Genomic DNA, 18569 nt, shown 5'->3' with positions numbered 1-18569 from the left:
CAGCAAGGGGAGAAAGCGGCATGACACAACTTACAGTTAAAGCACTGAGTGAAGAAATTGGTACGCCAGTTGACCGCTTATTAGAGCAACTTGCTGATGCTGGAATGAAAAAAGCGAGCACAGATAATGTGACGGATGAAGAGAAGCAGAAGCTTCTCTCTCATCTGAAGAAAGAGCACGGTGACACGTCAGGTGACACGGCTCCGACTCGCTTGACTTTACAGCGTAAAACTCGCAGCACGCTTAGTGTAAGCGCTGGTGGCGGTAAGAGTAAGAATGTTCAGGTTGAAGTGCGCAAGAAACGTACCTACGTAAAACGCAGTACAATCGAAGACGAAGCAAAACGCGAAGCTGAAGAAGCGGCGCAACGTGAAGCTGAAGAAGCAGCAAAACGTGCAGCCGAGGAAGCAGCGAAGCGTGATGCGGAAGAAGCGGCAAAACGTGAAGCAGAAGAAGCTGCAAAACGTGCCGCAGACGAAGCAAAACGTGATGCTGAGAAATCGGTTGACCGTGATGCACAAGAGAAAGCGGAACGTGCTGCTGAAGAAAAAGCAAAACGTGATGCAGAAGAAAAAATTAAGCAAGAAGCAGCGCGAAAAGAGGCCGAAGAGCTAAAACGTCGTCAGGAAGAAGAAGCTAAGCGTAAGGCTGAAGAGGAAAGTCAGCGCAAGCTTGAGGAAGCTCGCGAATTGGCTGAAAAGAACAAAGAGCGTTGGTCTGCTGCAGAAGAGAAAAAGGGTGATATGGAAGATACAGATTACCATGTAACGACTTCACAATACGCACGTGAAGCCGAAGATGAAGCAGATCGTCAAGAAGAAGCCGCTCGTCGCAAGAAGAAAAAAACCAAGTCATCAACCAAAGCAAGTGAAGATGATGAGCGTGGTGGTCCACGCGTTCAGCGTGGCGGGAAAGGCGGACGTAAAGGCAAACTGTCTAAGCCGAAGTCAATGCAACATGGTTTCGATAAAACAGCAGTTGTGGCGAAATCCGATGTAGTTGTCGGCGAGACTATCATTGTCTCTGAGTTGGCGAACAAGATGTCGGTTAAAGCGACTGAAGTCATCAAGGTTATGATGAAGATGGGCGCGATGGCGACTATCAATCAAGTGATTGACCAAGAAACTGCGCAACTGGTTGCTGAGGAGATGGGCCACAAAGTCGTTCTGCGTAAAGAGAACGAACTCGAAGAGGCCGTTCTGTTGGATCGTGACGACAAGTTCGAATCCGTACCTCGTGCGCCTGTTGTGACTATCATGGGTCACGTTGACCACGGTAAGACGTCAACGCTGGACTATATTCGTCGTACACACGTTGCTTCTGGTGAAGCGGGTGGTATTACGCAGCACATTGGTGCCTACCATGTAGAAACACCAAACGGCATGATCACCTTCCTAGATACTCCTGGACACGCGGCCTTTACCGCAATGCGTGCTCGTGGTGCTCAAGCGACGGATATCGTTGTCCTTGTCGTTGCGGCAGATGATGGCGTAATGCCACAAACTGTGGAAGCGATTCAGCACGCGAAAGCGGCAGCTGTTCCTCTGATTGTTGCCGTGAATAAGATCGATAAAGAAGAAGCGAATCCCGACAACGTGAAGAACGAGCTGTCTCAATACGGCGTTATGCCTGAGGAGTGGGGCGGTGAAAACATGTTTGTCCACATCTCTGCGAAACAAGGTACCAACATCGACCAGTTGCTAGAAACGATTCTTCTACAAGCAGAAGTTCTCGAGCTGACAGCGGTGAAAGAAGGTATGGCTTCTGGTGTGGTTGTTGAATCTCGTCTTGATAAAGGACGCGGTCCGGTTGCTACCGTACTGGTGCAGTCCGGTACGCTACGCAAAGGTGATATTGTTCTATGTGGCCAAGAATATGGTCGCGTACGTGCAATGCGTGATGAAATCGGCAATGAAGTGAACGAAGCGGGCCCATCAATTCCTGTAGAAATTCTTGGTCTTTCTGGTGTTCCAGCCGCGGGTGATGAAGCTACTGTTGTTCGTGATGAGCGTAAAGCGCGTGAAGTTGCGAACTACCGTGCAGGCAAGTTCCGTGAAGTGAAACTTGCTCGTCAGCAAAAGTCTAAACTTGAGAATATGTTCTCTAACATGACGGCTGGTGATGTGGCTGAGTTGAACATCGTACTGAAAGCAGACGTACAAGGCTCTGTTGAAGCAATCGCAGATTCACTGACGAAACTTTCAACAGAAGAAGTGAAAGTGAACATCGTTGGCTCTGGTGTTGGCGGTATCACGGAAACTGACGCAGTCTTGGCTGAAGCGTCTAACGCAATCATTCTTGGCTTTAACGTTCGTGCCGATGCCTCTGCACGTCGTGCAATCGAAACGGCAAGCGTTGATCTACGCTACTACTCAATCATCTATCAGCTGATTGACGAAGTGAAACAAGCAATGAGCGGTATGCTTGCTCCAGAATTCAAGCAAGAGATCATTGGTCTAGCTGAAGTTCGTGACGTGTTTAAGTCACCAAAACTGGGCGCAATTGCTGGCTGTATGGTGACAGAAGGCCTGATCAAGCGTAACGCACCAATTCGCGTACTACGTGATAACGTGGTTATTTACGAAGGTGAGCTTGAGTCCCTACGTCGCTTTAAAGATGACGTTGCTGAAGTTAAGAATGGCTACGAGTGTGGTATCGGCGTTAAGAACTACAACGATGTTCGCGTTGGCGACCAGATCGAAGTATTCGAAACGATCGAGATTCAGCGTACCATCGATTAATTGACTAACGTTATTGCCACCTGGCAATGATAGGTTGTTGAATACGCCATGGGGGGCTGGATTATCCATCCCCCCATTCTTTCTATATATGAGAAAAGATATGTCAAAAGAATTTAGCCGTACGCAGCGTGTCTCCCAGCAGCTGCAAAAAGAACTTGCGATGATCCTTCAGCGCGAAGTTCGCGATTCTCGTCTGGGAATGGTCACCATCTCCGATGTTGAGGTTTCCCGTGACCTGGCTTACGCCAAAGTGTTCGTTACCTTTTTGTGCATCGGCGAGCAAACACCAGAGTCTTGTTTGGCTGCGCTGCGCGAACATGAAGTACACATTCGAATGATGCTCGGTAAGCGCATTCGCCTGCGTTTGACTCCAGAAGTGCGTTTCTACTACGACAATACCTTAGTTGAAGGTATGCGGATGTCGAACTTAGTGACAGAAGTGGTCAACAAAGACAAGCTCAAGCAGAAAGATTCTGGCCGTGAGGACGAAGAGTAATGGCTCGTCGTCGCAAAGGTCGTCCGATTGATGGCGTTATTTTGTTGGATAAACCCACGGGTATCTCTTCTAACGATGCGCTGCAAAAAGTCAAACGAATCTACTTTGCTGAAAAAGCGGGGCATACAGGCGCATTAGATCCGTTGGCAACTGGTATGTTGCCGATTTGTCTTGGCGAAGCAACCAAGTTCTCTCAATTTTTGCTCGATTCAGATAAGCGTTATCGCGTGATCGCCAAACTTGGTGAGCGTACCAACACCTCCGATTCCGATGGTGAAGTGGTCGAAACACGTCCAATTGACGTGAGTCTTGCTAAGCTCGAAGCCTGTATTGAGCAATTTCGTGGCGAATCGGATCAAGTTCCTTCGATGTTTTCGGCGCTGAAGTATCAAGGTAAGCCCTTGTATGAGTACGCACGCAAAGGCATCGAAGTTCCGCGAGAGTCGCGCAAAATCACGGTACACGAGATCGTGCTGCACCGTTTTTCTGGCGATGAAGTAGAGATGGAAGTGCATTGCTCGAAAGGCACTTATATTCGTACCATTGTCGACGATCTCGGTGAAATGTTGGGTTGTGGTGCACACGTTACGATGCTGCGTCGCACTGCGGTCGCTAACTACCCTTACCAGAAAATGGTAACGCTTGAGCAACTCAACGAATTGCTGGAGCAAGCGCAACGTGAAGAAATCGCTCCGCGCGAACTGCTTGATCCCCTGTTGCTGCCGATGGATACCGCCGTTGAAGATTTGCCGGAGGTGAATCTTATCCCTGAACTAGCGGATATGGTGCAGCATGGTCAAGCCGTGCAAGTGTTTGGTGCGCCAACCGAAGGGACGGTGCGTTTGACCATGGGTGAGGAAAGGCTGTTTATTGGTGTCGGAGAAATGAACGACGACGGTAAGATTGCGCCCAAACGTTTAGTGGTCTTTCGTCACGAAGAGTAATGAAACGACTGACAGTGACAATGCTGGTCAATGTGCCAGCATTTTTTCATTGCGTGGCAAGTGAATATTCCCTATAATCCGCGCTTCGCGTGTCGGCTGAATCAGAGATTGGCTGGCACAAACACTAACCTACTCTTATTAGGAGAGAATTATGTCTCTGAATGCAGAAACTAAAGCAGCAATCGTTGCTGACTACGCACGTGGCGAAGGCGACACTGGTTCACCAGAAGTACAAGTAGCTCTACTGACTGCTTCTATCAACCACCTACAAGGTCACTTCCAAGCGCATAAAGGCGATCACCACAGCCGTCGTGGTCTGCTACGCATGGTTTCTCGTCGTCGTAAGCTTCTAGATTACCTAAAAGGTAAAGATCTAGCTCGCTACCAAGACCTAATCAAACGTCTAGGCCTACGTCGCTAATCAGTGGCTGCATAGTACAGTTTGTTTAAAAAAGGGGCGTAAGCCCCTTTTTTGTTACCTAAATTTAGCCAAATCGGTTTCAAGTCGTTATACTACGCACGGCTTTATCTCAACTCATGAGATAACTCATCAGTTCAGGCATTACAGTCAACCTCGTCGACCTAAAGGTCGCGACTATTAAAAGTCGGTTTGTTTTCCCATCGTGTCAAACGCGCAGCGCAAGCCTATTTTTACTAGTCGCGATTCGTAGTGTTCTGAGCCTCATTTAATTTATCTAAGCGTGTGCTTAGAGCAAGGAATAAACATGTTCGAAAAACCAGTTGTTAAAACATTCCAGTACGGCAACCACACCGTGACACTGGAAACTGGCGTAATCGCGCGTCAGGCTACTGCCGCTGTGATGGTGACCATGGACGATACTGCGGTATTTGTTTCTGTGGTTGGTAAAAAAGAAGCGGTTGCAGGTCAAGACTTCTTCCCGCTAACCGTAAACTACCAAGAGCGTACTTACGCTGCAGGTAAAATCCCTGGTGGTTTCTTCAAGCGTGAAGGTCGCCCATCTGAAGGTGAAACTCTGACGGCTCGTCTAATCGACCGCCCAATTCGTCCTCTATTCCCAGAGGGTTTTAATAATGAAGTACAAGTTATCGCAACGGTCGTGTCTGTTAACCCAGACGTACAACCAGATATCCCAACCATGATTGGCACCTCTGCAGCGCTTGCTATCTCTGGTATCCCATTCAACGGTCCTATCGGTGCTGCACGTGTTGGTCACATTGATGGTCAACTCGTACTAAACCCAAGTAACACTGAACTAAACGCATCTCGTCTAGATCTCGTTGTTGCGGGTACTGAATCTGCAGTTCTAATGGTTGAGTCAGAAGCGGACAACCTAACCGAAGAAGAAATGTTATCTGCAGTGGTATTTGGTCACGACCAACAACAAGCCGTGATCAAAGCGATCAACGAATTCGCAGCAGAAGTTGCGACGCCATCTTGGAACTGGGTTGCTCCTGAAGCGAACACCGTTCTAAACGAGAAAGTGGCTGATCTAGCAGAAGCGAAACTGGTTGAAGCTTACCAAATCACTGAAAAAATGGCTCGTTACGACCGTATCCATGAGATTGCGGCAGAAGTGAATGCAGCTATCCTTGCAGAAGACCCAGAAGCCGATGCGAAAGAAATTCACACTATCTTCCACGATCTAGAGAAGACCGTTGTGCGTCGTAGCATCATTGCTGGCAACCCTCGCATCGATGGCCGTGAAAAAGACATGGTTCGTGCACTAGATGTTCGTACTGGTGTTCTTCCACGTACTCACGGCAGTGCGCTGTTCACTCGTGGTGAAACTCAGGCGCTAGTAACGGCAACGCTAGGTACTCAGCGTGATGCACAAATCATCGATGAGCTCACTGGTGAGAAGAAAGATTACTTCCTACTACACTACAACTTCCCTCCTTACTGTGTAGGCGAAACGGGCTTTGTCGGTTCTCCTAAACGTCGTGAAATTGGTCACGGTAAACTTGCGAAGCGTGGTATTGCCGCGGTAATGCCATCAATTGATGAGTTTCCATACACAGTACGTGTTGTTTCAGAAATCACGGAATCTAACGGTTCATCTTCAATGGCTTCTGTATGTGGTACTTCTCTAGCGCTTATGGATGCTGGTGTGCCAATCAAGGCTTCTGTTGCGGGCATCGCAATGGGTCTAGTGAAAGAAGGCGACGATTTCGTTGTTCTTTCAGATATCCTTGGCGATGAAGACCACCTAGGTGACATGGACTTTAAAGTCGCGGGTACTTCAACTGGTATCACTGCACTTCAAATGGACATCAAGATCGAAGGTATCACTAAAGAGATCATGCAAATTGCGCTTAACCAAGCTCAAGGTGCACGTAAGCACATCCTATCGGTTATGGATCAAGCGATTGCTGGTGCTCGTGATGATATCTCTCAGTTCGCGCCACGTATCCACACCATGAAGATCAGCGTTGACAAGATCAAAGACGTGATCGGTAAAGGTGGTGCAGTGATTCGTCAGTTGACTGAAGAAACTGGCACTACCATCGAAATCGAAGATGACGGCACGATTAAGATTGCAGCTACCTCTGGTGAGCAAGCGAAAGAAGCGATCCGTCGTATCGAAGAGATCACCGCTGAAGTGGAAGTTGGCCGTATTTACACTGGTAAAGTGGCACGTCTTGCTGACTTCGGTGCATTCGTTAACATCCTGCCAGGCAAAGATGGTCTAGTGCACATTTCTCAAATCGCTGACAAGCGCATCGAGAAAGTGTCAGATGTGCTGTCTGAAGGCCAAGAAGTGCAAGTTAAAGTACTGGAAATCGACCGCCAAGGCCGCGTGCGTCTGAGCATGAAAGAAGCGGTAGAAAAGCCTGTGGAGGCAGAAACGCCAGCAGCACCAGCGGTAGAAGAGTAAGCCAACACGCGGCATAACACCGTAATTTGGCGCTTTTCTCGCTTAAGGCGCTGAAAGCATGTTATAAAGGGAGCAACTTTGCTCCCTTTTTTATTGCGGTCTAACAGGAGTCTCCCTGAGTGAAATGGTTTCAAACCGTCGGCCTTTGCCTAGCCTTAGCGACAACAGGCTGTGCCTCTACCCTTAGTAGTAACAAGAGTCAGTGGATGTACCCTCCAATGGCCGTACCTTTGCAGGCGAGCGTGCAGCAAGAAGTGCAGATTGCACGCCTATCTCAGCTTTTACAGCGCCCAGATCTCAGCGATCCCGTTCGGGCAAAAATGCACTATGAACGCGGCAATTACTATGACAGTGTCGGTTTGAGAGATTTAGCGCGCTTGGACTTTAGCCAATCTCTACAACTGAATCCATCTCAGCCAGATATCTTTAATTTGTTGGGCGTCTACTACACTCAGGTTGGTGAATACGACGCGGCCTATGAAGCTTTTGATTCAACCTTAGAGCTTGACCCACACAATAGTTACGCAGAACGCAATCGTGCTATTGCTCTCTACTATGGTGGTCGTTTGGATTTGGCTCGCGACGAAATGGCGAAACATTATCACGATGACCCAAGCGATCCTTTCCGTGCACTGTGGCTGTATATTATTGAAGCGGAAATCGATCCCGTAGTGGCAAAAAATGATCTGCTTGAGCGCTATCGCCAACGCAGTGAAGAGTGGGGATGGGTTTTAGTGGCGCTGATGGCGGAGCAAGTCTCAGAAGAACAGGCATTCAAAGCGATCATTGACGCATCGAGAGAAAATGTTTTGCTGGCTCAGCGTTTGACGGAAGTCTACTTCTATCTGGCAAAACGCTATCAGCTGAAAGGCGACTTTGCTAATGCTATATCATTGTATAAACTGGCTATTTCTTTTAACGTCTATGAATACGTTGAGCACCGTTATGCTTTTCTTGAGTTAGGTAATATTTTTGACCAGCTACAGGCTGAACGCATGGCGAAGGCTAAATAGTTACATTATCCCGTTATTTTATGACCGCCTTTTTGGCGGTTTTATTTTTTGGGGCTAGGCAAAACCAATTGAGTTATTATAATAGTTAGTTAGGCTAATTAAATGAGTGTGTTATGACCCTGAGTTTACAGCTAGAAAAGTTGGAACGCTTTTCTGCCAAAGTATGGCGACAAACTGCCAAAGAAGATCCTATTGGCCATTTGAGTTTTAACGAGTACGACTACCTAAAAGCGGTGCAATCTTTACCCGATCCTATTCGACTCACCGACTTAGCGAATGCTTTAGAAGTGTCGAAGCCTTCTGCGACCAATATGGTGACCAAATTGGAGAGCAAAGGCCTGCTTGTCCGCGTACCGTGTTCAACGGATGCGAGAGCCAAACGGATCTCTTTGACCGAACGAGCGAAGCAACATTTGGCACTTGAGCTTGCGGTCTATGCACTTATCGCCGATGAAGTTGGCAAAAATCTCTCTCAGGATGAGCGTATTCAGTTAGACAATCTGCTAACCAAGGCATTGGGATAAGCCCAAGGTTAGCTTGTTGAATTATCTCTTCGTTGAAGAGCATACAGAGTAGTAAAAAATGCAAGTGTCGATTTACCGCCAATTTTGGCGCTACGCGATTCCCACGATTGCCGCCATGTTGGTTAACGGTTTATACCAAGTTGTGGATGGGATTTTTATTGGCCACTACGTTGGGGCAGAAGGGCTGGCGGGGATTAATGTCGCTTGGCCGCTGATTGGTTCGGTGCTCGGCATCGGTTTGATGGTTGGAGTCGGCACTGGCGCTTTGGCGTCAATCAAACTGGGTGAGAAAGATCTTGAGCAAGCCAGAAAGCTTCTGTCGACAGGCTTGTCGCTGCTGCTGTTGATAAGTCCCATTGTTGCCTGGCTGCTGGCCAACTACGCGGACGATTTTCTCCGTTGGCAGGGCGCCGAAGGTGCGGTATACCAGCTTGGATTGCAGTACTTAGAGGTGCTGGTGTACTCGTGCGTCTTTACCTTGGGGTCGATAGCGATGCCCATCTTACTGCGCAACGATGGCAGCCCCAATCTGGCGACTATGCTGATGATCCTGGGTGCGGTGAGCAATATTGTGCTCGATTATCTTTTGATCGGGGTGTTGCAGTGGCAATTGACGGGCGCAGCAATCGCAACGGCGTTGGCGCAGATGATCGTCACTGTTGTCGGACTGAGTTATTTCCTATCACGCAAAGCGAAACTGCGCTTAAGTCGCGATAGCTATGCGTTCCAATGGCGCGCATTGCCGAACATAGTGGCAGTCGGTACTTCCAGCTTTTTTATGTACGCTTATGGTTCGATGATGGTTGCGCTGCACAACAGTTTACTCCTTCAATATGGCAGCCCGATTTTAGTGGGGGCGTATGCCATTTTGGGCTACATCGTGGTGGTTTACTACTTGATTGCAGAGGGGATTGCCAACGGCATGCAGCCTTTGGCCAGTTTCAATCACGGTGCGGGTAATCGCAGCAATATTCGTAAGTTGCTCAAAGTGGCGATGAGTTCGGCTGTGCTCACCGGAGTCGTGTTTGTCGTGCTTTTGAATCTTTTTCCGGAAAATGTGGTCGCGGTGTTTAACGCTCATGATCAAGCTTTAACCGAAAGTACCGTCACCGGAATTCGACTGCATATGTTCGCGATGTTTCTCGACGGTTTTTTAGTGGTGTGTGCCGCCTACTATCAGTCGATCAATCGTGGCGGCAAGGCGCTGTTTGTCAGCATCGGCAATATGCTGGTGCAACTGCCTTTTCTTTTCGTCATGCCTAAGTTATTTGGCATTACTGGCGTGTGGTTGGCATTCCCGTTATCGAATATTGCCTTAAGCAGTGTGGTGGCGGTGATGTTATGGCGAGATATGAGGCAAATGCCAGCGGATGCGCTAGCGGCGAAAGCCAACTAAAGTGCGGAGCGAAGAGAAATCGATCCTCGGCTCCGCCTTGATGAATGGATCAACAGATGTTTTTGACTTCCAGTCCAGCAATCTGATGCCAGTAACCATTGCATTGATGATCACCAATTGTGCTCGGTTGCTGGCCATTTTCATTGGCTCTGAATCGATCGAGCTGCGAAAAGGTATCCAGACCAAGCGGGCTTAGGCGCACCACATCAACCAAACCGTGCATCCCCGCCAGATCGTTTATCAGGTTGTAGCAGTAACCGGATTGGGTTTGGATGCCATTGAGGTTAAACACGCTCTGCCCCTCTTGGCTGCAAACCTGAATACCTGTGGGATATTTGATACAGCAAGTTTCGCAATCGTCTTTGGCGCGATTCTCCGCTCGAGCGGTAAAACAACGCGCCGAATACGCCAAAGGCAGATAACCGTGGCTGAATACTTCCACTTCAAACTGCTGACGGATGCCGAGCGACTCACATTGAGTTAAGACATTCTGCAACCACTGCTTTGATAGCTCAACCGGCATACACCAGCGAATCATGCCTTGCTTTAGCAACACATTGAGTGTGTGGGCGTTGTAGCTGTTTATCGCCGGGCCGACGATAAATGGCACCTTTTTTTCATGCGCCATTTGAATCGCGGCCACGTCGTTGGCTTCGATGGCAAAGTCACCATTATCGATGTATTTCTTCATCACATTGACTTCGCTTGGTGCTTCAAGCAGTGCCATGGTCGAAATCACCACTTGTTTTCCTGCCGAAGAGAGCTCTTTAGCCAACTCAAACCAGTGAGCGGGTTTCATTTCACGTCGTTTTGAACAGACCGATTCGCCTAGATAGATGATGTCTGCCGAGCTCTGCTTTGCCTGTTGGTAGAAGGCTTCGACATTCTGTTTTGGCCAAAAGTACAGCAAAGGGCCAAGTGAGTATTTCATGCTAATTCCTCGTTACTGCCACTGGCGATGGTAGGCGCCGAGCGTGGTTTGTCGGCCTTCTGAGACATTGGCCAGTGCGGCATTCCACGCCTCTTGCACTTGATAAGCGTGTGGGTTGGCTTGGTAGTGATCGATGGCCGCGCGCCAGGTACGAGTCACTTGCTCGACGTAAGCGGGGCTACGTTGTCGCCCTTCGATCTTCACCGAGGCTACATTGGCGGCAAACAGTTCCGGCAAGAGTGAAAGGGTATTGAGGCTGGTGGGCTCTTCCAGTGCGTGATAGCGTTTGCGTTCGCCCTCAATATCAACCTCAAAGCGACCTTTACACAGCGTCGGGTAACCTGCGTTTTCTCCGTGTGCGTATCGGTCGATCAAAATGTTGTTCAATCTCGACTCCAGACCCGAGTCGGTCTCTTGCCAGCGAACATATTTAGCGGGCGAACAGGCTCCGACGGTGTTCGGTGACTCGCCAGTCAGGTAGGAAGAGAGATAGCAGCGACCTTCCGACATGATGCACAAGCTACCGAAAGCAAACACTTCCAGTTCAACATCTTTTGGGGTGTTTCTGGAGAGCTGTTTCACTTGATGGATGGAAAGAACACGTGGTAGCACGACACGTTTGACGTTGAAATTCTGCTTGTAGAACTCGATAGCCGCAACATTGGTGGCGGAAGCTTGTACTGAAAGATGCAGCTCTAATTCAGGGTACTTCTCGGCGGCGTATTGCAAAATGGCGATGTCTGCAACAATCAAAGCATCCACGCCGATCTCAGCGGCCCTGTCCACGGCGTCAGTCCAGCGATGAAAACCATCCGGATGGGCAAAGGTGTTTAATGCTATGTGGATTTTTTTTTGTCGGTCGTGAACGTACTCAACCGCTTTATCCAGTTTTTTGCCAGTAAAGTTGAGGCCAGCAAAATGGCGGGCGTTGGTATCATCTTTAAAACCGATGTACACCGCATCGGCACCGCAATCGATGGCGGTTTTTAGCGCAGGGAGGTTACCTGCCGGGCAAAGGAGTTCCATATGCTGTCTAAAATCGAGACGAAAAGGTGGCAGCATTTTATGAAGGATTATGAATAGTCGATTTGATGTAAATTAGGTTTGTCGCAATAAATCCGATATTTACCCATTATGGGTAGTGGCGATAAAGGGGTAATAGCCAACATTGATTAGTTTTTGTGGCGACGGTTTTGCGCGAACAGCTCTTCGATGTCATGCTTAGGCTGAGGGCGATAGAAGTGAAAGCCTTGGATAGAGTGACAACGTAAATTGGAGAGCAAAGCGGCTTGTTGATGGGTTTCCACCCCTTCTGCCACCACAGTGAGATCCAGTGATTTGCCGAGATTGATGATGTTTTCGATCACCGTAACTTGTTTGGGTAACACGTCAATGTCGTTGATAAAGGCTCGGTCAATTTTCAGCTCATCAATCGGAAAGCGAGCGAGGTAGGCCAGTGATGAATAGCCAGTGCCAAAATCATCTATCGATAATGAAAAGCCTAATTTCTTGATGGAGTTGAGCATTTGCAGCGTATGCTCGCTGTCGCTCATTACCGCGCTTTCGGTCAGTTCAAAGGTGATGCAGCTAGGATCGAGCTCTGTGGTTCTGAGCAGCTTTTCCATAAAATCAATCAATTGGGGATTACCGAACTGCTCGGGAGAGAGGTTGATTGCCACACGACCGGGTAAAATACCTTGCAGCTTCCAGCGTTTAACCGTGTTAAACACTTCACGCATCACCACGCGGCCTAAGTGCTCAATGAGGCCCGCTTTTTCAGCGACCGGGATGAACGCGGCTGGGCTGATGTAGCCTTCGACAGGATGTTTCCAGCGTACTAACGCTTCGGCGCCATTAATGCTGAAGTCACGCGCGTTAACCTTTGGTTGATACCACACTTCCAAACCGTTCTGTTGCAGCGCTTTTTGTAGCTCTATCTCCAGCCATAAGCGCATCCGCGCTTCTTTGTTCATCTGATCATTAAACTTAATCAGACGATTGCGGCCGCGATCTTTGGCTTCGTACATCGCGGTATCGGCATTTTGCAGCAAGACACGAGCGTCTTGCCCGTCTTCTGGGTAACGCACACTACCAATCGAGCAGGCGAGGCGTTTACTGAAATGGTGCAGATCAAAGGGTTGATTGATCAATGCGATGATTCTATCTGACAACAGCTCTGCCATGCGGTTGTTTTCAGGTTCGGGTAAAATGACACCAAACTCATCTCCGCCTAAATGGCCAATCACGGCATGCTGCGGTAAAAGGCGTTTTAACCGCGCAGAGACTTCCAGAATCACGCGATCGCCAATATGGTGGCCTAGCGAGTCGTTGATGTTTTTGAAGTTATCAATGTCCAAATACAAAAGCAGCAACGGGGTTTGGTTTTTTATTAACTGTTCGAGTCGTTTGGTAAAGCCAAAGCGGTTATACAGCTTAGTCAGAGAGTCGATATGAATATCGTCATCGCCTTGATTAGAGAGCTGTTTGGGCGTTTCATCCGCATCTTGGATCAAAATGAGTTGTGACTGGTTGCCCAATACCGTGGTGTTGTCGGCATGCAACTGAACGCGGCGCTCGAAACCGCAACGTGCACTGGTCATACAGACAAACGCTTTGCTGGAAAGCAAAGTCGAAAGCTTGTGGCGAAAGACCATTTTGGTCTTTTCATCCATGAACAAGCGGCTCAACTCTTCCCCGAGCAAGTCATGAGGGGAGTTAAAACCCAGCAGCCGAGCGGCAGCAGGATTGGCAAATAAAACCGAATCATCCTCAACCAGCAACAAACCGTCTGGTAGCAGTTGCGTTAACTGTGAGAACTTACTTTCTGATTCTTCAAGCGATTTGATTAAAATCTGTTTTTCTGAGGTGTCGATGGAATGGAAAACGATGTGCTTAATGCCATTTTCGTCGCGCAGTGGCGATAGGCTGAAATGCAAACTGGTTTCCAGATCGGTTTCATCCAGAGTCACTTCCGCTTCTATATATTCACCGTCAAACGCACGTTGATAGTAGGGACGTAGTTTTTGGTAGAAATTTTCGCCGAGAATTTTTGCATCATTCATACTGATCAACTCTTGCTCAGAGAGTCCAGAGATATCGCAGTAGCGCTCATTCACCATGCAGTAGCCATGCTGACGATCGAGGATAGCAAAGAAGAATGGGCTGTTGGCTGTAAGTGTCTTAAACCAATGATGTAATTGCTTGGATGGCATTAAAGTACTACCGAGCTCCAGGGAGCGTGATTATTCGTCCATGTAATGAAAAACGCAGAGCCATCTAACTATAACTGTGAAAGTATGCTTATTAAAGGGTTTATCAATACAATAGTGACAATAAATTATCAAAGGTCAAAAAAACGTCGGACATTGTCATCTATTTACTCAGTGTGTTATGCAATCGGTATAAAAGTCTTTTTTGATGCACAACAGGTATTCCTCTCATGCTATCCACTAAGATAGATGCTCTTTTGACAAAGTAACGGAAAATGAGCGTGATAAACAAGATTCGCAGTCAACTAGTTCAAAACGCCGCATCAATTTTGCGATCTCCAGTCCAGTTATTGCCGCAAGCTGTACAGAAAAAAGCCTTGCTTGAAGGGCTGAAACTGGTTTTTAAAGAAGCGCTCGATGATGGTGATTTTGAATTTCTACAAGATAAGTGGCTAAAAGTAGAGATAAAAGACCTGCAACTGTATTGGTACATCAGCTATCAGAATGAACAACTGGTGGTGGCCAAGAATGAGGTGGAAGCGTCGGTGAGCTTCGCTGGTAATCTCAATGATCTAGTACTGATCGCTGGACGTAAAGAAGATCCAGACACCCTCTTTTTCCAACGCCGTTTGTCAATTGAAGGCGACACGGAACTGGGTTTGGAAGTGAAGAATCTGATGGATAGCGTTGACTTAGAACAGTTACCGAAAGCGCTACAACAGTTGTTAAATCAACTGGCCGAGTTTGTTCATAAGGGAGTACAATCAGCCCAAATAGACAATGGGGTTGTAAATGCTTATTCGAACTGAAGCGCCAGCGGATCTCCTGGCGATTGATGCACTGCTCAAAACGGTGTTTCCCACCGACGCAGAAGCGAATTTGGTGATGGCGCTGCGTGAGAATGGGCGTTTGACTTTGTCGCTGGTGGCGTGCAGTGAAGAAGGGGAAGTGATCGGCCATGCGATGTTTTCTCCGGTGACGCTCAATGGCGAGGACTTTTCATGGCAAGGCTTGGCGCCGCTCGCTGTCAAAGCGCAGTACCAAAATCAGGGCATAGGGGCAGAGTTGGTGCGAGAAGGGCTGACCTGCTTGGCGGAATTCGGTTATCCGGCCTGCTTTGTGTTAGGAAATCCAGCCTACTATCACCGCTTCGGTTTTACTGCTGCGAATGAGTTGGGTTTTGCATGTCAGTGGGAGGTACCTGAAGGGGCTTTCCAATCTCTCGCGTTAGCCGACAATGAATTTCAGGGCCGCCAAGGTAACATTGAGTACAGTGTGGAGTTTTCCATGTTTTAAGCAAAACGGCCTGCAGTACAGGCCGTTTTGCGTTCCGAGGCTCGCAGAAAGTCAGTTTCAGACTTGCTCTGACTCGACGACAAATTTTTGATACTATTGTGCCGTTGATGGAAATGGTCAGATGATGTCAGAAAACGAAAAACTCTACTTACAGCAAATGGGTATCGCCACCTGGGAACTCACTCATCCTGAACGGTTGGCCGGATTTCAATTTGCCCAAATCGAGCTACCGGCTGAGTGTTGCTTGCTATTGGTGGCAGAACAGTGCCCCAAAAATCAAACCGCGCAGCTGTTTGAAAGAGTGCTGAAAAGCATCAAGCTTGAACTTTCACAAGCGAGACACGTCTCTCCCGCAGAGCTTGCGCTGGTAAACCTAGAACCTCTCACTTGGATCTGGTTTGCTGGCACAGTCGCTCAGCCAGTACCTGCCATGGTGAACGTACTGCATTCTCCTACATTGAGTGAAATCGATGGGAATACCGAGCATCGCCGTGCACTTTGGCAGCAAATTTGTGCTTATGAGTAAATAGAAATGAGTTGTACTTTAGTCGCTATGAACGTCGAGCACCTCGACGCGGTTTATCAGATCGAAACTCGTGCTCACACTCACCCTTGGGCGCAAAGCTTGATCCGCGATCTCTCTAGCCGTGGTGCAATGCATCACGTGATGCTGGTTGATGGCAAAGTGGTGGGCTATTTTTATGCGCAAAATATTGTCGGTGAGGTGACTTTACTCAATATCGCCGTCTGTCCGACGCAGCAAGGCAAAGGTTACGGACGTGAGCTGTTGGACGCTTTTATTGAGTTAGGTGAGCAACAAAACGCACAAAGCGCTTGGCTTGAGGTGCGTGAGAGTAACCAGCGTGCATTGGACTTGTATCAAGAAGCTGGCTTTAACGAGGTGGATCGTCGCCGCAATTACTACCCGACCCAAACCGGTCAAGAAGATGCCATTATTATGAGTTATCTGTTCAACTGCTTTTGAGCATCACTGCGGCTCGAGTCTCTCCGTAGCTGTTCTCTTTTAATCTTTGCGTGATGATATCAACTGGTTGGGGCTTATCAAAGAGATAGCCCTGAAACTGCTCACAACCAAGCTTCATTAACGCTTCCATCTCTTCGTGCTCTTCCACACCCTCGGCGATCACTTCTAAGTTGAGACGATCCGCGGTCATGATAATGGTATCGACGATCGCTTGGTCGCTTTGATCCAGATGCAATTGAGTAACAAAGGAGCGGTCGATTTTCAGCACATCCACCGCCAGATGTTTGAGGTAGCGCAGGGATGAGTAGCCTGTACCGAAATCATCGATGGAAATTTTCAGATCAAGCTCTTTGAGCTGTGCCATCTTGTTCATCGCGCTTTCAACGTTTTCTAACAACAAACTTTCCGTAATTTCCAGCTCGATATGCTCGCCGGAAATCCCCGCTTGTTTAAGGGCATGGGTAATGTGCTCGACAAAAAACTGTTGAGAAAACTGCAGTGGGCTGATGTTGATTGCTAAACGACGGAAGGTGTCCGGCAAAACGCCCAATTTTTTCCACTGTGCGTATTGGTAACAAGCTTGTTCGATAATCCAGTCACCGATTTGCAGAATTTGTCCGGTTTCTTCTGCAATAGGCATGAAAACACCAGGAGGGAGCAATCCGCGCTCTGGGTGATTCCAACGAATCAAGGCTTCCACGCCAATGATCTGCATCTTGTCGTTCACTTGAGGTTGGTAATAGAGTTCAAGTTGTTGTCGATGCAGCGCTTCATGCAGACCTTTTTCAATCTCCAGAAATGACTCAACTTGAGCGTGCATTTCCGGCTCATAAAACATGTATTTGTTGCGTCCAGCGACTTTTGCGCGATACAAGGCTGTATCAGCCTGGCGCAATACGTCAATGCTGGAGATTCCTTCACTGGGGAATTTAGAAATACCAATACTCACCGTGCAGTAAAGTTGGTGGTCATCTATCGAATACGGATTCGATACTAAAGCGAGTAGCTGCTGTGCTTTGTTTGCTGCATGCTCAAGCGACAAGTTGGGGATCAGAATGGCAAATTCATCGCCACCGATACGAGCTGCCGTTTCTCCATCATGCAACCAACCCTCCAACCGTTTGGCGATGGCCCGCATTAAATTGTCGCCGATGGTGTGGCCGAGTGAATCGTTGATGGTTTTAAATCGATCCAAGTCCATGTAAAACAAAACCCCACTACTGTTGTTTCGCAGCGCTTCATTCAGGCTATCATTGAGCGTTTTCAACAGCAGACTACGGTTGGCGAGGCCAGTTAAGGTGTCGTAGTACGCCAGTTGGTTTAACTGGCTTTCCGCCGCCGCGCGCGCTTGCCATAAATTGTGAAAAGAGAGCGCCAAACGGCCTAGCTCGTCATTACTGTTGCGAGGAGGAAGTTCGATGGCTGTCTTGCGGTTTTGCAGCGAGTTCACCCAATTGTTTAAAGTAATAATCGGTTTGGAGAGCTTCATATAGAAAAAAGCCAACAAAATGGTGGTCAATAGAATATTGCGAAACAAATCAAATAACAGGATGCGGCTCGATTTGTTGATAAACGCTTCGGCAATGCTGGAGCCATTGACGGAAAAGCTGAGCGTGCCAACCACTACGTTTGAGTTGGGCTGGTGGAGCTCCGTTTTGTAAAACGGTGAGGCTGGCGTCAAGATGGTGGAGAGCAGTTGCGTGATCATATCTTGAGCTTCAATCGGCCTGTTTTTTTGCGTGAGAACATCACCGAAATCGTCGACAATTGCGACACTGTAGACGGCGTTATCCATCATCAAACTGGAGGCGACTTGCTCCGCGAGCAAGTGGTTTAAGTGGTATGCCGCTTGGCTGGCGTTGGAGTAATTTTGCATCAACTTAAACTGATAGTGTTCTTCGATGCGCCGTTGCTCCTGATGGAGATCAATCAGGATATGGTACAAGCTAAAACACAGGCCGAGCACAACCGAAACCAGAAACACGGTTCTTGCCTGCTTAAAAGCTAAAGAATGTACTTTTTTATTTTTTAGCATACCGTCAACCAATCCTTCTTACTCCTATAGTTATAGAACATATAGCCAAGTAACCCAAAATACTTGAACGAGATAAAATGGTTTGTGTTGCTACACATAGATGTGAAAAGTTGTGCCATTGTGATGGGATTTTGCCTGCTC

16 protein-coding genes are annotated in these 18569 nt (G+C 48.0%); 12 read left to right on the top strand and 4 right to left on the bottom strand.

Annotation, left to right across the window (positions count from 1 at the left end; all coding sequences use genetic code 11):
- Positions 1-20 precede the first annotated feature (20 nt).
- From infB to UF06_RS14875, 8 genes are all read left to right on the top strand, one after another.
- Positions 21-2741: a translation initiation factor IF-2 gene (infB, locus tag UF06_RS14910; RefSeq protein WP_045571141.1), complete on the top strand. Its 2721-nt coding sequence runs from the start codon at positions 21-23 to the stop codon at positions 2739-2741.
- 100 nt (positions 2742-2841) lie between these two features.
- Entirely contained in the window at positions 2842-3237 is a 396-nt protein-coding gene (gene rbfA, locus UF06_RS14905) for a 30S ribosome-binding factor RbfA (RefSeq protein ID WP_039430381.1), read from the top strand.
- Entirely contained in the window at positions 3237-4181 is a 945-nt protein-coding gene (gene truB / locus UF06_RS14900) for a tRNA pseudouridine(55) synthase TruB (protein ID WP_045571140.1), read from the top strand. The genes rbfA and truB overlap by 1 nt, the downstream gene beginning before the upstream one ends.
- Before the next feature lie 151 nt (positions 4182-4332).
- Positions 4333-4602, top strand: coding sequence for a 30S ribosomal protein S15 (gene rpsO, locus UF06_RS14895; protein WP_011079620.1), 270 nt, complete (start codon positions 4333-4335; stop codon positions 4600-4602).
- A 304-nt stretch (positions 4603-4906) separates the two neighbouring features.
- Complete coding sequence (gene pnp / locus UF06_RS14890) at positions 4907-7039, top strand: polyribonucleotide nucleotidyltransferase (RefSeq protein WP_045571139.1); 2133 nt, start codon at positions 4907-4909, stop codon at positions 7037-7039.
- Positions 7040-7158: 119 nt separating this feature from the next.
- A complete protein-coding gene (gene nlpI, locus UF06_RS14885; protein WP_045571138.1) occupies positions 7159-8052 on the top strand; it encodes a lipoprotein NlpI in 894 nt (297 codons plus the stop codon).
- 113 nt (positions 8053-8165) lie between these two features.
- Positions 8166-8576 carry a MarR family transcriptional regulator gene (locus tag UF06_RS14880; RefSeq protein ID WP_045571137.1) on the top strand — a complete coding sequence of 137 codons (411 nt, stop codon included), beginning with the start codon at positions 8166-8168 and terminating at the stop codon, positions 8574-8576.
- A gap of 58 nt (positions 8577-8634) precedes the next feature.
- Complete coding sequence (locus UF06_RS14875) at positions 8635-9972, top strand: MATE family efflux transporter (RefSeq protein ID WP_045571136.1); 1338 nt, start codon at positions 8635-8637, stop codon at positions 9970-9972.
- Between the two features lie 49 nt (positions 9973-10021).
- Here the strand turns inward: UF06_RS14875 and UF06_RS14870 are convergent, their stop codons facing one another.
- The 3 genes from UF06_RS14870 to UF06_RS14860 all read right to left on the bottom strand — a co-directional run bounded on the left by UF06_RS14870 (position 10022) and on the right by UF06_RS14860 (position 14115).
- Positions 10022-10903, bottom strand: coding sequence for a U32 family peptidase (locus UF06_RS14870; protein ID WP_045571135.1), 882 nt, complete (start codon positions 10901-10903; stop codon positions 10022-10024).
- A 12-nt stretch (positions 10904-10915) separates the two neighbouring features.
- Positions 10916-11929, bottom strand: coding sequence for a peptidase U32 family protein (locus UF06_RS14865; protein WP_045571134.1), 1014 nt, complete (start codon positions 11927-11929; stop codon positions 10916-10918).
- A gap of 146 nt (positions 11930-12075) precedes the next feature.
- A complete protein-coding gene (locus UF06_RS14860) occupies positions 12076-14115 on the bottom strand; it encodes a bifunctional diguanylate cyclase/phosphodiesterase (protein ID WP_045571133.1) in 2040 nt (679 codons plus the stop codon).
- A gap of 278 nt (positions 14116-14393) precedes the next feature.
- On the opposite strand from UF06_RS14860, the gene UF06_RS14855 reads away from it, so the two are divergent.
- The 4 genes from UF06_RS14855 (at position 14394) to rimI (ending at position 16393) form a co-directional block, all read left to right on the top strand.
- Positions 14394-14921, top strand: a complete 528-nt coding sequence (locus tag UF06_RS14855; RefSeq protein ID WP_045571271.1) for an SCP2 domain-containing protein — start codon at positions 14394-14396, stop codon at positions 14919-14921.
- On the top strand, positions 14905-15408 hold the full coding sequence (locus UF06_RS14850; RefSeq protein WP_045571132.1) for an N-acetyltransferase: 504 nt from the start codon (positions 14905-14907) through the stop codon (positions 15406-15408). Before UF06_RS14855 ends, UF06_RS14850 begins: the two co-directional genes overlap by 17 nt.
- 124 nt (positions 15409-15532) lie before the next feature.
- Positions 15533-15934 (top strand): DNA polymerase III subunit psi, encoded by a 402-nt coding sequence (locus UF06_RS14845; RefSeq protein WP_045571270.1) that lies wholly within the window; start codon positions 15533-15535, stop codon positions 15932-15934.
- 6 nt (positions 15935-15940) lie between these two features.
- Positions 15941-16393 (top strand): ribosomal protein S18-alanine N-acetyltransferase, encoded by a 453-nt coding sequence (gene rimI / locus UF06_RS14840; protein WP_045571131.1) that lies wholly within the window; start codon positions 15941-15943, stop codon positions 16391-16393.
- Here rimI and UF06_RS14835 read toward each other — a convergent pair.
- Positions 16380-18428, bottom strand: a complete 2049-nt coding sequence (locus UF06_RS14835) for an EAL domain-containing protein (protein ID WP_045571130.1) — start codon at positions 18426-18428, stop codon at positions 16380-16382. The two genes, rimI and UF06_RS14835, sit on opposite strands and share 14 nt — an antisense overlap.
- Between the last annotated feature and the right edge of the window lie 141 nt (positions 18429-18569).

Origin of the sequence: Vibrio sp. S234-5 (genome assembly GCF_000960595.1) — a bacterium.
Classification (GTDB): domain Bacteria; phylum Pseudomonadota; class Gammaproteobacteria; order Enterobacterales; family Vibrionaceae; genus Vibrio.
This window is presented reverse-complemented; position numbering and strand designations above follow the sequence as displayed.